General features: G+C 48.8%; 12 protein-coding genes, 6 tRNA genes and 1 pseudogene. 10 read left to right on the forward strand and 9 right to left on the reverse strand.

Features of this window, described 5'->3' with window-relative positions:
• The 8 genes and pseudogenes from ACFFJP_RS07935 to ACFFJP_RS07970 all read right to left on the reverse strand — a co-directional run.
• Positions 1–285 (reverse strand): annotated as a pseudogene (locus tag ACFFJP_RS07935) (hypothetical protein); the annotation flags it as partial.
• On the reverse strand, positions 282–1,484 hold the full coding sequence (locus ACFFJP_RS07940; protein ID WP_377242195.1) for a TIGR04063 family PEP-CTERM/XrtA system glycosyltransferase: 1,203 nt from the start codon (positions 1,482–1,484) through the stop codon (positions 282–284). The gene ACFFJP_RS07940 and the pseudogene ACFFJP_RS07935, both read right to left, overlap by 4 nt.
• A 12-nt stretch (positions 1,485–1,496) precedes the next feature.
• Positions 1,497–3,383 (reverse strand): XrtA/PEP-CTERM system amidotransferase, encoded by a 1,887-nt coding sequence (locus ACFFJP_RS07945; RefSeq protein WP_377242197.1) that lies wholly within the window; start codon positions 3,381–3,383, stop codon positions 1,497–1,499.
• A gap of 9 nt (positions 3,384–3,392) precedes the next feature.
• Complete coding sequence (locus ACFFJP_RS07950; protein ID WP_377242199.1) at positions 3,393–4,487, reverse strand: TIGR03088 family PEP-CTERM/XrtA system glycosyltransferase; 1,095 nt, start codon at positions 4,485–4,487, stop codon at positions 3,393–3,395.
• Entirely contained in the window at positions 4,487–5,911 is a 1,425-nt protein-coding gene (xrtA, locus tag ACFFJP_RS07955) for an exosortase A (protein WP_377242201.1), read from the reverse strand. Before xrtA ends, ACFFJP_RS07950 begins: the two co-directional genes overlap by 1 nt.
• A complete protein-coding gene (locus tag ACFFJP_RS07960) occupies positions 5,898–7,109 on the reverse strand; it encodes a TIGR03087 family PEP-CTERM/XrtA system glycosyltransferase (RefSeq protein WP_377242203.1) in 1,212 nt (403 codons plus the stop codon). The genes xrtA and ACFFJP_RS07960 overlap by 14 nt, the downstream gene beginning before the upstream one ends.
• Positions 7,110–7,266: 157 nt before the next feature.
• Complete coding sequence (locus tag ACFFJP_RS07965) at positions 7,267–8,127, reverse strand: XrtA system polysaccharide deacetylase (protein WP_377243405.1); 861 nt, start codon at positions 8,125–8,127, stop codon at positions 7,267–7,269.
• 2 nt (positions 8,128–8,129) lie between these two features.
• On the reverse strand, positions 8,130–9,536 hold the full coding sequence (locus ACFFJP_RS07970) for a TIGR03013 family XrtA/PEP-CTERM system glycosyltransferase (protein ID WP_377242205.1): 1,407 nt from the start codon (positions 9,534–9,536) through the stop codon (positions 8,130–8,132).
• Positions 9,537–9,767: 231 nt separating this feature from the next.
• Here ACFFJP_RS07970 and ACFFJP_RS07975 point away from each other — a divergent pair, with 231 nt between their 5' ends.
• The 4 genes from ACFFJP_RS07975 to ACFFJP_RS07990 are packed head-to-tail and all read left to right on the forward strand — an operon-like array spanning position 9,768 to position 14,446.
• Positions 9,768–10,355, forward strand: coding sequence for an XrtA/PEP-CTERM system exopolysaccharide export protein (locus ACFFJP_RS07975; RefSeq protein ID WP_377242207.1), 588 nt, complete (start codon positions 9,768–9,770; stop codon positions 10,353–10,355).
• Positions 10,356–10,378: 23 nt separating this feature from the next.
• On the forward strand, positions 10,379–11,965 hold the full coding sequence (locus ACFFJP_RS07980; RefSeq protein ID WP_377242209.1) for an XrtA system polysaccharide chain length determinant: 1,587 nt from the start codon (positions 10,379–10,381) through the stop codon (positions 11,963–11,965).
• Complete coding sequence (locus ACFFJP_RS07985; RefSeq protein WP_377242211.1) at positions 11,962–12,825, forward strand: XrtA-associated tyrosine autokinase; 864 nt, start codon at positions 11,962–11,964, stop codon at positions 12,823–12,825. The genes ACFFJP_RS07980 and ACFFJP_RS07985 overlap by 4 nt, the downstream gene beginning before the upstream one ends.
• The gene (locus tag ACFFJP_RS07990; protein ID WP_377242213.1) at positions 12,815–14,446 is read left to right on the forward strand and encodes a hypothetical protein; all 1,632 of its coding nucleotides are present in this window, start codon (positions 12,815–12,817) and stop codon (positions 14,444–14,446) included. The genes ACFFJP_RS07985 and ACFFJP_RS07990 overlap by 11 nt, the downstream gene beginning before the upstream one ends.
• Positions 14,447–14,484: 38 nt before the next feature.
• Here ACFFJP_RS07990 and ACFFJP_RS07995 read toward each other — a convergent pair whose 3' ends face one another.
• Complete coding sequence (locus ACFFJP_RS07995; protein ID WP_377242215.1) at positions 14,485–15,549, reverse strand: XrtA/PEP-CTERM system-associated ATPase; 1,065 nt, start codon at positions 15,547–15,549, stop codon at positions 14,485–14,487.
• 291 nt (positions 15,550–15,840) lie between these two features.
• On the opposite strand from ACFFJP_RS07995, the gene ACFFJP_RS08000 reads away from it, so the two are divergent.
• The 6 genes from ACFFJP_RS08000 to ACFFJP_RS08025 all read left to right on the forward strand — a co-directional run bounded on the left by ACFFJP_RS08000 (position 15,841) and on the right by ACFFJP_RS08025 (position 16,413).
• A tRNA-Ala gene (locus ACFFJP_RS08000) sits at positions 15,841–15,916 on the forward strand.
• Positions 15,917–15,930: 14 nt separating this feature from the next.
• Positions 15,931–16,006, forward strand: a tRNA-Glu gene (locus ACFFJP_RS08005).
• 29 nt (positions 16,007–16,035) lie between these two features.
• A tRNA-Glu gene (locus ACFFJP_RS08010) sits at positions 16,036–16,111 on the forward strand.
• A 24-nt stretch (positions 16,112–16,135) separates the two neighbouring features.
• Positions 16,136–16,211 (forward strand) — tRNA-Glu (locus tag ACFFJP_RS08015).
• 25 nt (positions 16,212–16,236) lie between these two features.
• A tRNA-Glu gene (locus tag ACFFJP_RS08020) sits at positions 16,237–16,312 on the forward strand.
• Positions 16,313–16,337: 25 nt separating this feature from the next.
• A tRNA-Ala gene (locus tag ACFFJP_RS08025) sits at positions 16,338–16,413 on the forward strand.
• Positions 16,414–16,471: the final 58 nt, after the last annotated feature.

The raw sequence follows: 16,471 nt of genomic DNA on the forward strand, positions 1-16,471 counted from the left end.
ACTCAGCAAGGTAAAGGGATTCAGGTACATACCAAGATACGGGATCGCCAGATAAGTCGGATGATACACGGTGATACCATGCCGTTGGGTTTGTACCGGCACCTGGATGTTTTGATAACGTCCCCGCCACCAATCAACACAGGGGTAGTGGGGTATAGGTGCCACCACTGTTAGCTGATAATCCGGATAATAACGTTGCAGTTCGCGCAGTCGGGTCTCAATAAAGATACCATGGCGAAACTGCTCGTCATTCGGATACAGCGTAGTGATCACCAGAATGTTCATTTCAGCAGGCTCTGGTACAACGGCAGATAGTTGCTGACGCTATTGTGCCAATTACGTTCGGATTCGACATAATGCCGGCCGCGTTGCAACACTTCAGGCCATTGCGCGCGGTTGGATAATAAACTGATGATCTTGTCGGCCATCGCACTGACATTATCCGCCTGAAACAGATAGCCGTTGACACCATCGGTGATCAATTCGTGGTGTCCGCCAACATCAGACGCCAGCACCAGTTTACCTTGGGCCATTGCTTCCAGTGGCTTCAGTGGGGTAACCAGATCGGTTAACCGCATCGATTTGCGTGGATAGACCAATAAATCGACCAGACTGTAGTAGTTGTCAATCTGCTGGTGTGGCACCCGGCCGGTAAAGATCACCTTGTCTGCGACGCCCAGCGTTTGGGCTAACTGGCGCAGCTGTTGTTCCTGTGGGCCACCACCCACCAGCAATAACCGCAGATCCGGCGCTTGCTGCGTGATACTGGCCAGCGCTGCAATGGCCAAGTCCAGACCTTCATACGCATAAAAAGAGCCGAGAAAGCCGAGTACCTGGCAGCCAGTCAGGCCGAGTTCTGCTTCGAGTTGGGTGTTTTTTGGCCCACATAACTGAAAGTGTTCGACATTGACAGCATTTGGGATCACGGTCAGTTTATTTGCCGCAAAACCGCGTCCGACCAGATCTTTGCGCAAACCTTCACAGATAGTCGTTACCGCATTGGCGCGTTTAACAACATAGTTTTCCAGCTGGCGGGTTAATGTGTAGCGTAAATCGCCTTCCTTACAGGTACCGTGGTCTACAGCAGCATCTTCCCAAAAAGCACGGATCTCATAGACCACCGGTAAGCCACATTTTTTACTGGCTTGCAGCGCCGCCAAGCCATTGAGTGCTGGTGAATGCGCATGAAGGATGTCTGGCTTTTCCAGTGCAACGACTTCGAGAATACGTTGTGTCATTGGGCCGACCAGCGCCAGTTGATTAAATCCTGGCAGCTTAGTCATGATGCCGCTTGGCTGTGCGGAGCGATAAAACAGCAGATCGTCTGCAGTTTCAGTACCTGCGACGGCATTACCGTGTTTTGGGCTGGTGACATGGCAGGTTTGAATACCCAAAGCTCGTTGCTGGTTCAGGATCGAACGGCTGCGAAACGTATAGCCGCTGTGCAGCGGGATTGAGTGGTCAAATATATGCAAAACCTTCACGTCACAGTTCCTTTATTGCGATTGGCGCAAAAAATTTTCAAACATTAACAGGGTCCAAAGCGCTGTGCTGTGGTCGCGCTGACCTGACTGATGCTGATCGAGCCAGCGTTCTATCGTATCCATTTGAAACCAGCCGCAATTGCGCATCAGATCACTGAGTAATGCCTGACGCAGCGGCTGTTGCAGTGCGCCGCGAAACCATACTGCCAATGGCACTCGAAAGCCCATTTTGGGCCGGTACAGGATGTCAGCTGGTAAATAGGGTTCCATGGCTTTTTTCAGCACGTATTTCCCTTCGCCTGCACGGAGTTTCTGCTGTGCCGGGATCTTTGCCGTCCATTCAACGAACTTATGGTCAAGGAAAGGCACCCGTACTTCCAGGCTGTTAGCCATACTGGCGCGGTCGACTTTGGTCAGAATATCTCCAACCAGATAGGTACGGATGTCAATGTACTGCAGCAGCGCCAGCTCATCGTGACCATCAAAATCTGCCGCTACTTCGCGAAACAGCTGCAAAGTGTTGTAGCCCGCCAGTTGTTGTTTCAACTGCGGTGAAAATAGCTGGTCGCGTTGTTCTTGTTTTAACAACGACACTGCATGCAAATAACCTTCGACCTGATCCATCGCCAGCGCCTGAAAGGTCGTTTTGGCCCGCAGGAAACGGGGCGCCCAGTCTAATTTCGGATAAAGTTTACCCAGCGGCTTAAAGATGGCTTTACGCAACGTTTCAGGCAGCTTATTGCGGACCTGCTGTTCCGCCATCAACATTTTGTAGCGGCGGTAACCGGCCAGCAGTTCGTCTGCGCCATCGCCGGACATACAAACGGTGACTTTGCTGCGGGCCAGCTCACAGACCCGGTAGGTGGCCAGCGCCGAAGAATCAGCATAAGGCTCGTCGTAAAAATGAGCCAGTTGCGGGATCAGGCTAAAGTCGTCGGATTTGACGATTTTGCTGTCATGCTGGGTATGGTAGCGCTCAGCGATGTGCTGGGCATAACTGGTTTCATCATACGCCGCCACATCAAAACCAATAGAACAAGTTTTGACCGGTTGGTCCGACATGCCGGCAATTAATGCCACGACGGCGCTGGAATCGACACCGCCGGATAAAAACGATCCGAGCGGTACTTCAGTGACCAGGTGGCTGGCAATCGCCTTGTTTAGTTCTGCAACCAGCTGTTGCTGGTAGTCTGCATCAGACAGTTCAATTTGGGTTTTGTAACTCAGATGCCAGTATGTCTGCAGTTCTGGAGTCGCAGCAGACACTGACAATGCCAGCGTCTGCGCCGGACACAGCTTCTGCACAGACTGATAAATAGTGGCGGGTTCTGCAACATAACCAAGGGTAAAATACTGTTCAATCGCGACGGGGTTGATAGTCTTATCGAGGCCTGGGATCAGCTTCAGACTCTTGAGCTCTGATGCAAAATACAAGGTCTGGTCGAACAGAGTGTAAAACAGTGGCTTAATGCCAAGCCGGTCACGGGCAAGCAGCAGTCGCTGCGCAGTCTTATCCCAGAATGCATAAGCAAACATCCCCTGCAATCGCTCGACACAGGCGTCGCCCCATTGCATATGGCCACGCAGGATCACTTCGGTATCACAATGAGTTTTAAACACATGGCCCAATGTTTCTAGCTCAGCGCGCAGCGCCATGAAGTTATATATTTCGCCATTAAAAATCAGCACATAACGACCAGATTCGTCGATCATTGGCTGCTGGCCACTGGCAAGGTCGATAATCGACAGCCGGCGGTGACCCAAGCCAATCTGTTCATCCAAGTACTGGTCGCCCTCATCGGGCCCGCGATGATATTGTGCCTGGTTCATCGCAGCCACTAAGGCTGCGTCTACCGGACGTCCGGCCTGTAACCGAAACATGCCAACGATGCCACACATAACAACTTCCTATCGGTTAATTTGCTGATAAAGCGCCAGATATTGCGATACCATAGCCTGTTCACTGAACTGCCGGCAAACAGTTTCCCTGCATTTAATACTTTCACGCTGCACCCGTTCCGGGTCATGCAAATAGGCCAGCATCATATTGGCCAGCGCCGTCGGATCAGCCACCGGCACCAGACTGCCACGATCAGCGGCCAGCAGCTCAGGCAGGCCTCCCACAGCAGTGGCAATCACCGGTAGCCCAGCTGCCATCGCCTCTAACACAGTCATCGGAATGCCTTCAGCAACGGACGACAAAACAAACACCTGACTTTGCGCCATCAACTCAGCGATATCGTGGCGTTCGCCCAATAACTGTACCTGCTCGGGTGTGAAGCCAAGTCGCTGATATTGTTGTTGCAACCTTTCGCGTTCAGGGCCATCTCCAACCAGCCAAAGCTGACACTGTTGCTCGGTTTGCGCCAGAAGGATGGCCATCGCCTCTAAAAGAGACTGCTGATCTTTGACTGCGGAGAGCCGCGCTACATGGATAAAGGTAAAGGGAGTTGCTTTGACTGACGACGGACAAAATTTTTCCGTATTGACCCCGTTGTAAATCAATTGATTTTTACGTTCAGGGATCCGGACGACCTGATCCATCCAGCGATGCAAATCGGCGCTGACCACAACGTAGGTATGCAAAAACGGACTGACTAGCCGGCGCAGCCATTGATATTTCTTATTCTCGCCGTTTGGATCGGAGATATCGCGACCGTGCTCAGCATGCAAGTGCCCGGTTACACCTGCCAGCCAGGCGATTGGATGATATTCCAGTGTCGCCAGATTATAACTGTGTAGGATGTCTGGCTTAATGTCGCGTAATAAGCGCCATAGTTTCACGTGAATGCCCAAATCTTTGCCTGGCTTTTTATGCAGGCAATACACTGCGACATCTGTGGGTAATTGCTTGGCAAATTCAGTGGCACCAGTCAGGCTGATCACAACGTGGCGGCACTGCGTCGCGGGTAACTGGCGGATACAGTTCAACATGACGCGCTCAAGTCCACCAGTATCCAGACTATAAATCAGATGCGCGATTAACATAGGTGCAGTTTGCATCAATGGATAACTTCCAGTTGCGCCAGCGCCCGTTGTAAATGTGCAGGGGGCAGGTCGGCAAGTCTGCTGGTAAACAGCACGGCGCGAACTTCGGAAAAGCTGCTTTCATTCAGTAACAAAGCCTGAACCTGATACCATTTTGCGGTCAATTCTGAGGTCGTTTGTCTGCTACCGACCCGATAATAGAATGCCAGTGTTTGGAAATCACCGCTGCTGTTTCGAAGCTCTAGCAAAGCAACTGGTTTATCTTGCACCGACATGAGCTGGTCTTGCATTACACGCCATTGCCGGCGCTGGTACAGGTTGTTTTTCCAGCCGATCAGTTCGCCTTTGTCCTGTTTATGGCCAAATTGAGCGAACAGATATTGCACACCCGAGTCGTCCACTGCTTGCAGGCGTTTTAAGCCGTCAAAGAAGCCGGGCTGCCATGATGTTCCTGTCTGTGCAATAAGCCCTGTGGGTACCGCCGCGACAGATGGTTGATCTGGCGTGGCAGTGACACTGATTTGGAAGCGCATACCAAAAGACAAGATTAAAATGGTCATGCCTGCGCTAAACACCATTAATGTTGGTGCCGGGCGTACCGAGTTCACTGAAGGTAACGGTGATGGCTGCGGATCTGCGCATTTCCCACCGAGCCAGAACATTAAAAACATCACTAAGGCAAAGAAAAACCAGCCGTAGATAAAGTGGTCCACGCCAAAGCCATATTGCATCTGGCTGGTTTCACCAATCCAAATCAGGAAAAAGGCCCGAAAGCAATTTGCAACCACTGAAAAAAGCACGATTGAGCACATAAATAGCAGATGTTTCCACCAGCGTTGGTAGGTTAAGTATGAAAAAACCGCACCAATCGCCAGCGACGCGATCAGAAAACGTAAGCCCGAACAGGCCTCTGCCACTTCGAACTGGCCAACAGGTGTTGTTAGGTACAAACCTTCCCGCAATACCGGGATACCGGACCATTGCAACAACAATACGCTGGCATCTGCCGTGATATCCTGCAACGGCGGATTCAGTGCATCACCAAATGGCACCATAAAAATTAAATAAAACAACGGGAAAGCAACCTGATAACCCAATTTCCAACCGAGTAATGACAGCAGCAGTAATTGCAGGCTGACTATTGCACTGAAATGAGTCAGGGTGTTGATATCCGCAATATATCCAACCAGCCAGATGCTGCAGCAAGCGATAACTGCCACTAACGGCAGCAAGGTCGGGCGGGGCATGGCGGTGATCAGTTCTCGCCGGTCGTACAATAGCCAAGCGGAGATCAACGGAATTAAATAGCAATGCGTATAGGTATCAGAGTCCTGCCAGATTTTTTCCATACTCTGCAGCGTCGGCCAGAACACAAAACTCCAGCCGAGCAGCACAGCAGACAGTAACAGATAGAATTGAACCGGCTTAAACTGCGACATTGCCAAGATAACCAGACAGCGGTGCTAAAGTTGCGGGCCATGTAAAGTTCTGTTCGACCCATGTGCGGTTAGTGCAACCATCCTGCGGCTGTTGCAGCATCTGCAAACACAGGCTGGCAAACTCGTTTGCCTCATCGCTGGCTGCCAGCCAGTTGGACGATGGCGCGTTGATTCCTTCCATTGCCATACAGCTGGCAACAACTTTTTTGTTCATCGCCATCGCTTCAAGCACCTTATTTTGGATCCCTCGGGCGATACGTAGTGGGGCAACAACTAAGTCTGCGCTTGCCAGATATGGACGGACATCATCGACCCGGCCGGTAACCCATACCTGGTCTTTGCCGTGTAACGCTAAGACTTGGGACGACGGATTACCACCGACAATATAAAAATGTAAATCTGGCTGTGTTGCTCTGATCAGCGGCCAGACATGACGGCAAAACCAAGCGACAGCATCTATATTCGCCCAATAATCCATGGCGCCGGTAAACACCAGATAACGACCATGCAAAGGATATTCTGCAGCTGACAGCGCTTGTTCCGGGTTAAAAAATTTAGTATCGACGCCATTGAGTACTGCGTGGATTTTGCTGCCAAGTGCTACTGGCATTAATTGCCGGAACAACGCAGCTTCGTCCGGTGACACGAATAAACTGTAATTAAAGCGTTCACAATACTGCTGTTCATATCGCTGTAGCTGAATATGTTCGCGGCGATAGACCCATCGCATCAGACCGCTTTGGTGTTCAGCGTACTGGCGCCATTTCTCTGAATCGATATCAATATAATCAATGACCCGATGCAAGTGCGCGAATTCCGGGTGGTCGACGTATTGCGCCATGGACGATGAAAACACAAACACGTTTTCAATATTGTGTTTCTGAATGGTTTGCTTGACCCAGTACTGCAATTCTGCGTCATAAAAGTAGGGGAGTGTGATTGGTTTATTGGTCAGAAAAGCACTCAGGCCTTTGATCTTTGATACAAGTTTGCGTTGACGGCGGCATTTGAACTCGACACACCAATCAGCCAGTTTATCGATGTATTGGAAATCGTATTCGTCATCGATAAAACAGCCCAGATAGACTTCATAGTGTTCAGATAAATCTTTTAATAAATTAAAAGAGCGAATTTTATCGCCTTTATTCGGCGGGTATGGAATTCGATGGCAAAGATACAACAGTTTGGGCTTAGCCATGCTGAGCACCTGCCTGACCTGCGAAGTCGATTGTGGGATCTGAATTGTGCACTACTGCACTTATACCGGAGGATCCAGCGGATAAAGCCAGAACAGCAGCGCGCTGGTGATTTGCAGGCAATGGATGGTACATCTAAATCCCTTAGTTGTTATTTTTTTACTTAAATCGTTGCAGTTCGCTCTGATAGACCTGATCCAGACTACCCCAGTTGAACTGGGTCAGCAATTGCGCCAGTTTATTTTCCATCCGGTTTAAATTGACGTAATGACGGAAGCGCGACTTTAATGGTGCGCCTTCTACCCGCGGTTGGTCCGGATCTATTTCCCAGGGATGGAAATAAAACATGTACGGCATTTTATCTTCGCGCAGAAAACGTGAAATCAGCCGGCTACTCAGCCAATATGGCATTAGCCGGAAGTAGCCACCACCTGCGATCGGCAGTTGCCGACCATTCATCACTAATGTCGGCATTGGGATTTCTAACAGGCCTTCCGGGCGCAGATAAGGCTGTTGTGGCCAGTCAGGGACGCCATAAAGGTCGTGCTTGACCGGATAGGTACTAGAACTGTAGCTGTGGCCGATTTCCTTGAGGATCTCAAACGCCCACTCACTTTGTTTATTGATGGAGAAACTTGGCGCCCGATAGCCGACAACTTCGTGTCCGGTCAATTGCTCCAGCATATCCTTCGCACGCAATGCATCGGCTTTAAACTCAGCCGGTGTTTGCTGATGTACCTTGGTGTGGGCGTAACCGTGGCTGGCGACTTCGTGGCCGCGCCGCTGAACTTCTTTGACTAAATCGGGAAACTTCTCTGCTACCCAACCCAAAAAGAAAAACGTAGATTTGGCGTTGTGCTGATCAAACAAATCGAGCAGTCGACGGGTATTGATATCAACGCGTGGCACCAGACCATTCCAGTCTGCCGGCTGAATTTGTTTTTCAAACGCAGCAACGTGGAAATAGTCTTCCACGTCGACGGTCATCGCATTGAGTTTTGTTAACGCAGCTGACATCAGAATTAACGGCCCTTGCCAAAGATTACTATTTCAACTGTTCTGATCAAAATGACCAAATCTAACAACAAGGTACGATGTTTGATGTAATACAGGTCAAACTTCAGTTTTTCTTGTGCATCTTCAGTCGTTGAGCCATATGGATACTTCAGTTGCGCCCAGCCCGTCAAGCCAGGTTTTACATTATGGCGTTGATTATAATACGGAATTTCTTTAACCAGTTTCTCAACAAATTCAGGACGCTCTGGCCGGGGACCGACAAACCCCATATCGCCTTTGATGATATTAAACAATTGTGGCAGTTCGTCGATGCGGTATTTGCGGATAAATCCACCGATTTTAGTCACCCGTGAATCATTCAGTGTTGCCCACTGCGCACCACCAGCTTCAGCGTCTGGCCGCATACTGCGGAACTTCAGGATCTGAAATGGCTTGCCATCGATGCCAATCTGGATCTGCCGGTAAAAGACCGATGCGCCGGTACGACGACCATCATCAAAATAAATTACCAAGGCAGTGATCAGCATCAGTGGCCACAAAGCGGCTAACACAAACAGCGCTAACACTGCATTTAACCGATGATCCAGACTGGTTTTAAACCGATGATTCATTTCAAAACCATTCGAATAAATCACCCAGCTTGGGTATATAAGGTTTACTGCGATCTGCCCGGTTTCCTGCTCAATAAAGTCGAGGATTTCGATCACATCGACACCGCGGGTTTTACACTTAAACAAATGTTCAACTGGCAGCATATTGCGCCGTTCATCACAGGCAATGACTAACTGCTCGATTTCGTGCTCGACAGCGTATTCGTAGAGGCTGGTTTTATAATCGAACTGGATAACTTTTGAATCCGGGATATGGCCTTCCTGGTCGCCGTCGATTTTCACGAACCCGTGGATCTCAAAGTTTTTCCGGTCGACATTACGACGCATGCGGCGCTCGATAATCGACGCGCGCTCACCCGAACCAAGCACTAAAACGCGCCGGCGGCTGATTTTGGTAATATCGTGATAGTGGAACAACATCCGGAATGAGGTGAGCGTGATTAACGAAATCAGCGACGAAACCAGATTAAAGATAAAGCCGAGATGTAAAGAGGGGATCAGGCTGAAGATGAATACTTCGAGCAGAATACCTGCCAAAAACAAGGTGATTAGTACTCGTTTAAGCACTCCACCTGTATCTTCACGCAGTTTCTGGTCATACAGACCTACTGACAATGCACACAACATGACGCAGCCGGTATATAACACCGCGTTAATAGCAGCCAGTTCCTGATCTATCGGTTGATAGAACGATAGAATAAAGGAAGCCGCAAAACTTGACGCCAGTAGTAATAGCATTTCGCCCAGCAGAAAGAGTTTCTCTGCAAGCGTGTTTCCCCCGTAACGAACAGCCTTATTCATTAATTACTTCTTCCCGGAACGTTCTGAATTAAGTGCAAATTTCCGCACAGTGATCTTGACATAGTTAAGCAGAGGCAGAAGTATACGCCGATGGTCTGGAAACTGGAATTAAATTTTTATGATAGCCGTCACAGCTATGTAAAATTCAGTTATATTAAAATCGCATCAGTAACAAAGGACGTATAAGAAATGAAAGCAAGTTCTGCTATTGCCGTGGTCGTTGGATCTGTGATGTTGCTTGGGTTGCAGGCTTGCAGCACCAACGAATTACCAGGCGCTACCGTTCAACCAGCACGCACCACCGCGGTTGATCAATACAGCTACCTGATCGGTCCAAATGATTCAGTGACAATTTTCGTTTGGCGGAATCCTGAATTATCAGGTTCATTTGTTGTCCGCCCGGATGGGAAAATCAGCACTTCGCTGGTTGAAGACGTTCCGGTTGCTGGCAGAACGCCGACTCAGTTTGCCCGCGACATGGAAAAAATCCTCGCTAAATATATCCGTGACCCAGTCGTAACAGTTTCCGTTTCAGGTTTTGTTGGCCCATTCAGCGAACAGGTTCGCGTTATCGGCGCGGCGGCAAAACCACAGTCTTACCCTTATCGCCAATATATGACCGTTCTGGATCTGATGATCGCTTCAGGTGGGCTGACCGAATTTGCCAGCGGCAACGGTGCCAAGCTGGTTCGCGTTAAAAATGGCAAACAAATGACCTACGACGTTCGTCTTGACGATCTGATTCGCGAAGGCGATATCTCTGCAAACGTTGATATTTTACCTGGTGACATCGTCATTATCCCTGAAGCTTGGTTTTAAGATCGCGTCTGCGGAGTAGTTAGATGAAGGAATTAAACCTTGCGCTAGAGATGTTGCTGGTTTATCTGCAAGGGATCTGGCTTCGACGCCGTTATATTATTTTAACGGCGTGGTTGATTTGTCCTCTGGGGTGGTTATTTGTCTTTAACATGCCACCGACCTATCAGGCCGAGGCAAAGTTATTTGTCGAAACCCGTTCTGTTCTGGCTCCGGTCCTGCAAGGGCTGACGATTCGGGATAATCCTCAACAGGAAATCGAGCTCATGGCGCGGACTTTATTAAGCCGGCCGAATCTTGAGAAAATCGCCAAAGCAACCGACATGGACATTTACGCGTCGGACAGTGCCGCTTATGAAAAACTGATTGATGCGCTGAAAAATGACATCAAGCTTGGGTCTTCAGGCCGCGAAAACATCTACGTCATTTCTTATTCAAATGCCTCGCCGAAAATGGCCTTAAAGGTCGTGCAGGAAACCTTAAATACCTTTATTGAAAACCGGGTGGGTGATTCCGTCGCCAGCTCGAAAAAGGCATCTGAATTTCTTGATACCCAAATTACGGATTATGAAAACCGCTTAGTTGAAGCCGAGCGCCGATTATCCGAGTTCAAAAAAGAGCAAATTGCCCTGGGACCTTTGTCTGACAGCAATTTTTACGGTCGGATTGAAGGTGAAAAGGAGCGACTGGAAGAGGCTCGCTTAACGCTGAGGGAATTACAGAGCAAACTCGATTCTTCCCGCCGTCAGTTGCGTGGCGAGGACCCGTTGGCTTTAGATCAGTCGGGTAGCAGTTCAAGCCTGACAACTCAATACGACGATCGGATCAAAGCTCTTCAAAATCAATTAGATGCGTTATTGATCCGCTACACTGATCAGCACCCGGATGTGGCCGAAACCAAACGGTTGCTTGACTCGTTGCAGGTAATGCGTAAGCAAGAAATTGAAGCATTACAACAAGCTGCGCGTGGCAATCCAAGTGCAAGCAGTGGTTCTCAGAATGAGGTTTACCAGAATCTGAAGATCATTACTTCAAATCTGGAAAATGATGTCGAGTCGGCCAAAGTCCGGGTTAAAAGCTTTGAAGAAAAGCTGGAAACTCTGGAACGTCAGCGCAACGTCATCCCTGATATTGAGGCGAAGTTTGCCGGTTTAAATCGTGATTATGAGCTGACAAAATCTAAGTACGAAGAACTGTTAAGTCGTCGAGATGCTTTAAGTCTGAGCCAAAAAGCCGACGAGTCTCAACAAGACGTACAATTCCGCGAAATCGAACCACCACGAGTGCCGATGAAACCGTCAGGTCCGCCACGCATTGTGTTCTACACCTTAGTATTACTGGTTGGTGTGATAGGTGGTTTGGCGATGGCGTTAGTGCGTAGTCAGTTGCAACCAGTGGTTACTTCTGCACTGCAATTAAAGACAATTTCGGATTTTCCGGTTTTTGGTCTGGTTTCTCATACAGCCAAGGATGTGTTGTTGCGTCAAAGCAAAAAACATCTGTTGTATTTCCTTGCACTCTCCGGAGTACTGATGCTCTGTTATACCTTGCTGGTCACCAATGAGCTGGTATTTGGTATTACAGCGAAACAGATTTTAGGATGGTTGATATGAGCACGATAGAAAAAGCACTGGATAAACTGGGGCAAGCAAATTCAACGCCCACAGAGACTGCAAGTGCGGACCTACCGGTACCGACCATTGCCAGGTCTGTTACTGAGTCAGTTGACCAAAAAGCTAGCAACCAGTTTATCGATATCGATTTGGAAAGCTTATCCAAACGTAACTTTGTAGCCAAAGCGACGGAACGGAAGCTGATATATGAAGAGTACCGGGTGATCAAACGCAAGTTAATCAACAATGCGTTCGGTCCTTTGAGCAGTACGTTGCGTAACCCGAACCTGATACTTGTTTCTAGTAGCAGACCCGGAGAAGGCAAGACGTTCACGTCGGTTAATCTGGCGTTGAGTATTGCGCTTGAACAAGACAAAACTGTGTTGTTGGTTGATGCCGATGTGTTACGGCCAAACGTATCGCGTACCCTGGAGATCAGTGTGCCGCGTGGCCTGACTGACTATCTGAGCTCTGATACCGTCGATGTTTCAGACATCATGTACAGTACGAATGTGGAACGGCTCAAACTTATTGCGGCGGGTAAGCCGCATCATTTATCTACAGAACTACTCGCCAGTGACAAGATGGCGGCGTTGGTAAATGAGTTTGCGTCACGCTACCCGGACCGGATTGTTATTTTTGACGCACCGCCTTTATTGGGCGTCAACGAAACTTCAGTTTTGGCCGGTATGTGTGGTCAGGCTGTGATTGTGCTTGAAGAGAACAAAACCAAACTGAATGAGCTGGAAAAGGCCATCAGCATGTTGCCGCCTGATTTAGCTACAGGTTTTGTGATCAACAAAGCGCATTACAGCAGAGACAAGGGTTATGGTTACGGATATGGATATTATGCAGAGTAATAGAGTCCCGACACTGCGTTTCGCCACCTTGTTGCTGGCGATGCTGCCAGCTTTGGCACAGGCTGACATTGATATTAAACCGTCTCTTTCCAGTACTATTTATGCATATGGTATTAAAAATCAAACCGTTGAAGCAGATAAGGGGATGGCCTACGAGGTCTTACCAGAATTAGATTTGTCTTTCCGTGGTAGCTGGTTGACGACAAGTCTAAATCTGCAAAGCCAGAGCTTGGTTTTCGATGATGCCCAGCGCGATAACGAAAACCTATTCAGTTATCGTTGGTCTGGTAGCGGTAGTTTTCTGAACGAAGCACTGGATTTGCAGGCAGGTGCCCGACAAAGTAACAGAACGGCTTCAGACTCAACTGCCCGTTATCAGGATGAGATCAGTGCCACCGGTGATTTGGCGAAAGTTGAATCACAGTTTGCGTCATTATCATTTTCTCATGACCGTTTTGATTGGGCCATGATGGACTTTGGCCTTAATGCTGTACGCACCAAATCCGATCAATCGATTTCTGTATTCGACGACCAAACCGGCGAGCAGGTTAGTTTAGAAAACACTAGTCTGGCGGGGAATTTTGGCCTAAAAACGCGGGATCGCAACAGGAAGTTTTTCTGGGGTATTGAAGGGAACGCGACCAAAACCGAGCGCGATGTGCGTGAATCGCAATACAACCGCCGCGCACAAGGCGTTATCGGGGTACCGTTTTTCTGGCGGGTTTCGATGATTGCTACCGGGTCTGTGGAAAGCAATAGTAATGTCGAAGGCGCGACGTCGGTTTTCAGCCAATATCGCAATCACCATTCCGTTGGTGGTGGTCTCGAATGGAAAATTACTGATAGGTCCTGGTGGAACATCACCTATAACAAGGTGAATAACGCTAAAGAATCGAAGGAATATATCGGTACGTCGTTTGAACTGGCGCCATCGCGTCGGACAAAACTCAGTGGCTCTTTGGATAAACGTTTTTTCGGCCGGACAGCGCAGGCCAAAGGCACTTATAGTCTGAAGCACTTGCGGATGGAGCTGAGTGTCAGCGATACGGTCGGCTCGTTGCTCGGATTTAATGATGGCGATATGGAGAGCTCATTATTTGTCTGCCCACCCGGTGTAACGCCAGGTCTGGACAGTTGCTTTCAGCCGCCAACGGCGTCTTACATTCCGGGGCAGGGAGAGCGTTTGTATAACATGACTAATCCGGCCTCTGATCTGAGTGAGTTCCTGGTTGTCCGTCGTAATGTCTCGTATTTGCTGGGTTATGACTTCAACCGTTTAAAACTCAGCAGCAGAATTGGTCAGCGCAAAGACCAGTTAATAGAGCGGAATGCGGTACGTGAAGACAAATTTGTTAATGTGTCGGCAAACTGGCAGTTGAATGCGCGTAACAGTCTGACATTGTCAGCGGATTATTCTGATTTGATCTACCAGGTTGATGGTAAAGATAGTTTTGGCGAGATGACCGGGATCGTCCAGTCAGTCAGTCTGAGCCTGAATCGAGAAATTAATAAAGACCTGTCTGCCAACGCTAACCTGAAACGGATTAATGTTGATTATCGCTCTGACAGTCGCGATTATCAGGAAAATCGCGCTTGGGTTGGGATCGAATATAAGTTCTGATAAAAAAACCGCAAATTTTGCGGTTTTTTTTATTGGATTCAACTGTTTTTGTTATCAACTTCGTCTTGATTCAAGTGCTGATTTTGTTTCAAGACTTGTTGCTGCTGCTGCGTGAGCAACTCATCCAGTTGCTGTGCCATCCGAATCTTATGTTGTAACGAATTATCGAGCAAACCAGACAGTTCAGTTAGCATGGCATGATAAGGATTTGCTACAGGCTGTTCCGCAATAGCACTTGCTTCGACGTGTTGCGCAGCAGCAACGGGAACCTGATTATTCACCGGAGTATGGTTAGCAACTTCACCACTGATCTCCTGAATTACCTGTTGCACATCGTGCGGAGTGAACGTTTTAATTTCTTCCAGAAACCCGTATAACAAAACTCGGTCCATCAGATTGTTAATTTTACGCGGGATCCCTGAGCTGAACTGATGGATCATCGCAAAACATGCATTGTCCAATAATGCGGCTGGGCCGCCGGCGGCCTGGATCCGATACTCAATATAAGCCTGACAGTCTTCAACACTCAGTGCCGACAAATTAGACGATGCAATAATACGTTGCCGGAACTGCTCCATGTGCGGAGATTGGATCACAGCGTTGAGCTCATTCTGGCCAAGTAAGAAGCTTTGTAACAGCGGTTTACCGGCTAATTGAAAATTGGACAACATGCGTAATTCTTCAATCGATTCTAACGGCAAATTCTGCGCTTCATCGACCAACAGCAGGGCACGTTTTTTTTGCTGCGCTAATGCCTGTAGATAAGCCGAGATGGCTTCCAGATAAGTCGCTTTATTGTGTTCTTTGACCTGTAGCTGAAACACTGAGCAAATCATCCGCAATAAATCGTCAGGGTTGAGTTTTGAGGTGACGATTTGTCGGGCGATGATCTGGTGTGGGTCCAGTTTGGCCAGCAGTTGGTTAGCGATGGTTGTTTTACCAGTGCCGACATCGCCGGTGATCACAATAAATCCTTCGCCTTGACTCAGACCATATTGCAGGTAAGCCAAAGCGCGTTTATGCAGTTTGCTGGCGAAAAACCATTGTGGATTTGGCGTAAGCTGAAAGGGTCTGTCCTTTAATCCATAATATGCTTCGTACATAACATCTGATCCTGAATGCAAATGGACAACCAGCAGCCGTCCGGGACCGTTAGGGTAGCACAGCCAGGCCTCTCAGGGTATATCAACACTATTTCTGCTGCTTCGGAAACACCGCGCTAGCACATTGTTTTTTCAATATTTAGTGCATATTTGTATTGTTTTCACCCGGTCAGATTAATTTTTACCCGATCAGATCTCCACGCCGAAAAAATTGTTGACACTCCTAGGGCAGGCCCATAGAATGCGCCTCGTTCTGTAACGCAAAGCTTATATAGCCAGCGTTGTTGATGTGGGGCTATAGCTCAGCTGGGAGAGCGCTTGCATGGCATGCAAGAGGTCAGCGGTTCGATCCCGCTTAGCTCCACCAAAATTTCTGTATGTGTCCCTTTCGTCTAGAGGCCTAGGACACCGCCCTTTCACGGCGGTAACAGGGGTTCGAATCCCCTAAGGGACGCCACTTCAGAAACAGAACATGCATATCAGTCCGTCCCTTTCGTCTAGAGGCCTAGGACACCGCCCTTTCACGGCGGTAACAGGGGTTCGAATCCCCTAAGGGACGCCAATGATATGCTCGACAGTCTACTGTGTCCCTTTCGTCTAGAGGCCTAGGACACCGCCCTTTCACGGCGGTAACAGGGGTTCGAATCCCCTAAGGGACGCCACAGATTGTCACCGTTATTTCCAGATGTCCCTTTCGTCTAGAGGCCTAGGACACCGCCCTTTCACGGCGGTAACAGGGGTTCGAATCCCCTAAGGGACGCCATCTTTTGAACACGCGTTCAGCCGATGGGGCTATAGCTCAGCTGGGAGAGCGCTTGCATGGCATGCAAGAGGTCAGCGGTTCGATCCCGCTTAGCTCCACCAAATCTCCTGTTGAAATCGCTATACAGTCGCCAATCAGTCGTCTGGCTGTTATTGCCTT

Origin of the sequence: Rheinheimera tilapiae, from assembly GCF_042432165.1 — a bacterium.
Taxonomy (GTDB): Bacteria; Pseudomonadota; Gammaproteobacteria; order Enterobacterales; family Alteromonadaceae; genus Pararheinheimera; species Pararheinheimera tilapiae.

Excerpts from the sequence above, each read along its gene's own strand:
- ACFFJP_RS07975 (WP_377242207.1), top strand. The coding sequence starts at position 9,768 with ATGTTGCTTGGGTTGCAGGCTTGCAGCACCAACGAATTACCAGGCGCT.
- ACFFJP_RS07990 (WP_377242213.1), top strand. The coding sequence starts at position 12,815 with ATGCAGAGTAATAGAGTCCCGACACTGCGTTTCGCCACCTTGTTGCTG.
- ACFFJP_RS07960 (WP_377242203.1), bottom strand. The coding sequence starts at position 7,109 with ATGGCTAAGCCCAAACTGTTGTATCTTTGCCATCGAATTCCATACCCG.
- ACFFJP_RS07945 (WP_377242197.1), bottom strand. The coding sequence starts at position 3,383 with ATGTGTGGCATCGTTGGCATGTTTCGGTTACAGGCCGGACGTCCGGTA.
- ACFFJP_RS07995 (WP_377242215.1), bottom strand. The coding sequence starts at position 15,549 with ATGTACGAAGCATATTATGGATTAAAGGACAGACCCTTTCAGCTTACG.
- ACFFJP_RS07985 (WP_377242211.1), top strand. The coding sequence starts at position 11,962 with ATGAGCACGATAGAAAAAGCACTGGATAAACTGGGGCAAGCAAATTCA.
- ACFFJP_RS07980 (WP_377242209.1), top strand. The coding sequence starts at position 10,379 with ATGAAGGAATTAAACCTTGCGCTAGAGATGTTGCTGGTTTATCTGCAA.
- ACFFJP_RS07970 (WP_377242205.1), bottom strand. The coding sequence starts at position 9,536 with ATGAATAAGGCTGTTCGTTACGGGGGAAACACGCTTGCAGAGAAACTC.
- ACFFJP_RS07950 (WP_377242199.1), bottom strand. The coding sequence starts at position 4,487 with ATGCAAACTGCACCTATGTTAATCGCGCATCTGATTTATAGTCTGGAT.
- xrtA (WP_377242201.1), bottom strand. The coding sequence starts at position 5,911 with ATGTCGCAGTTTAAGCCGGTTCAATTCTATCTGTTACTGTCTGCTGTG.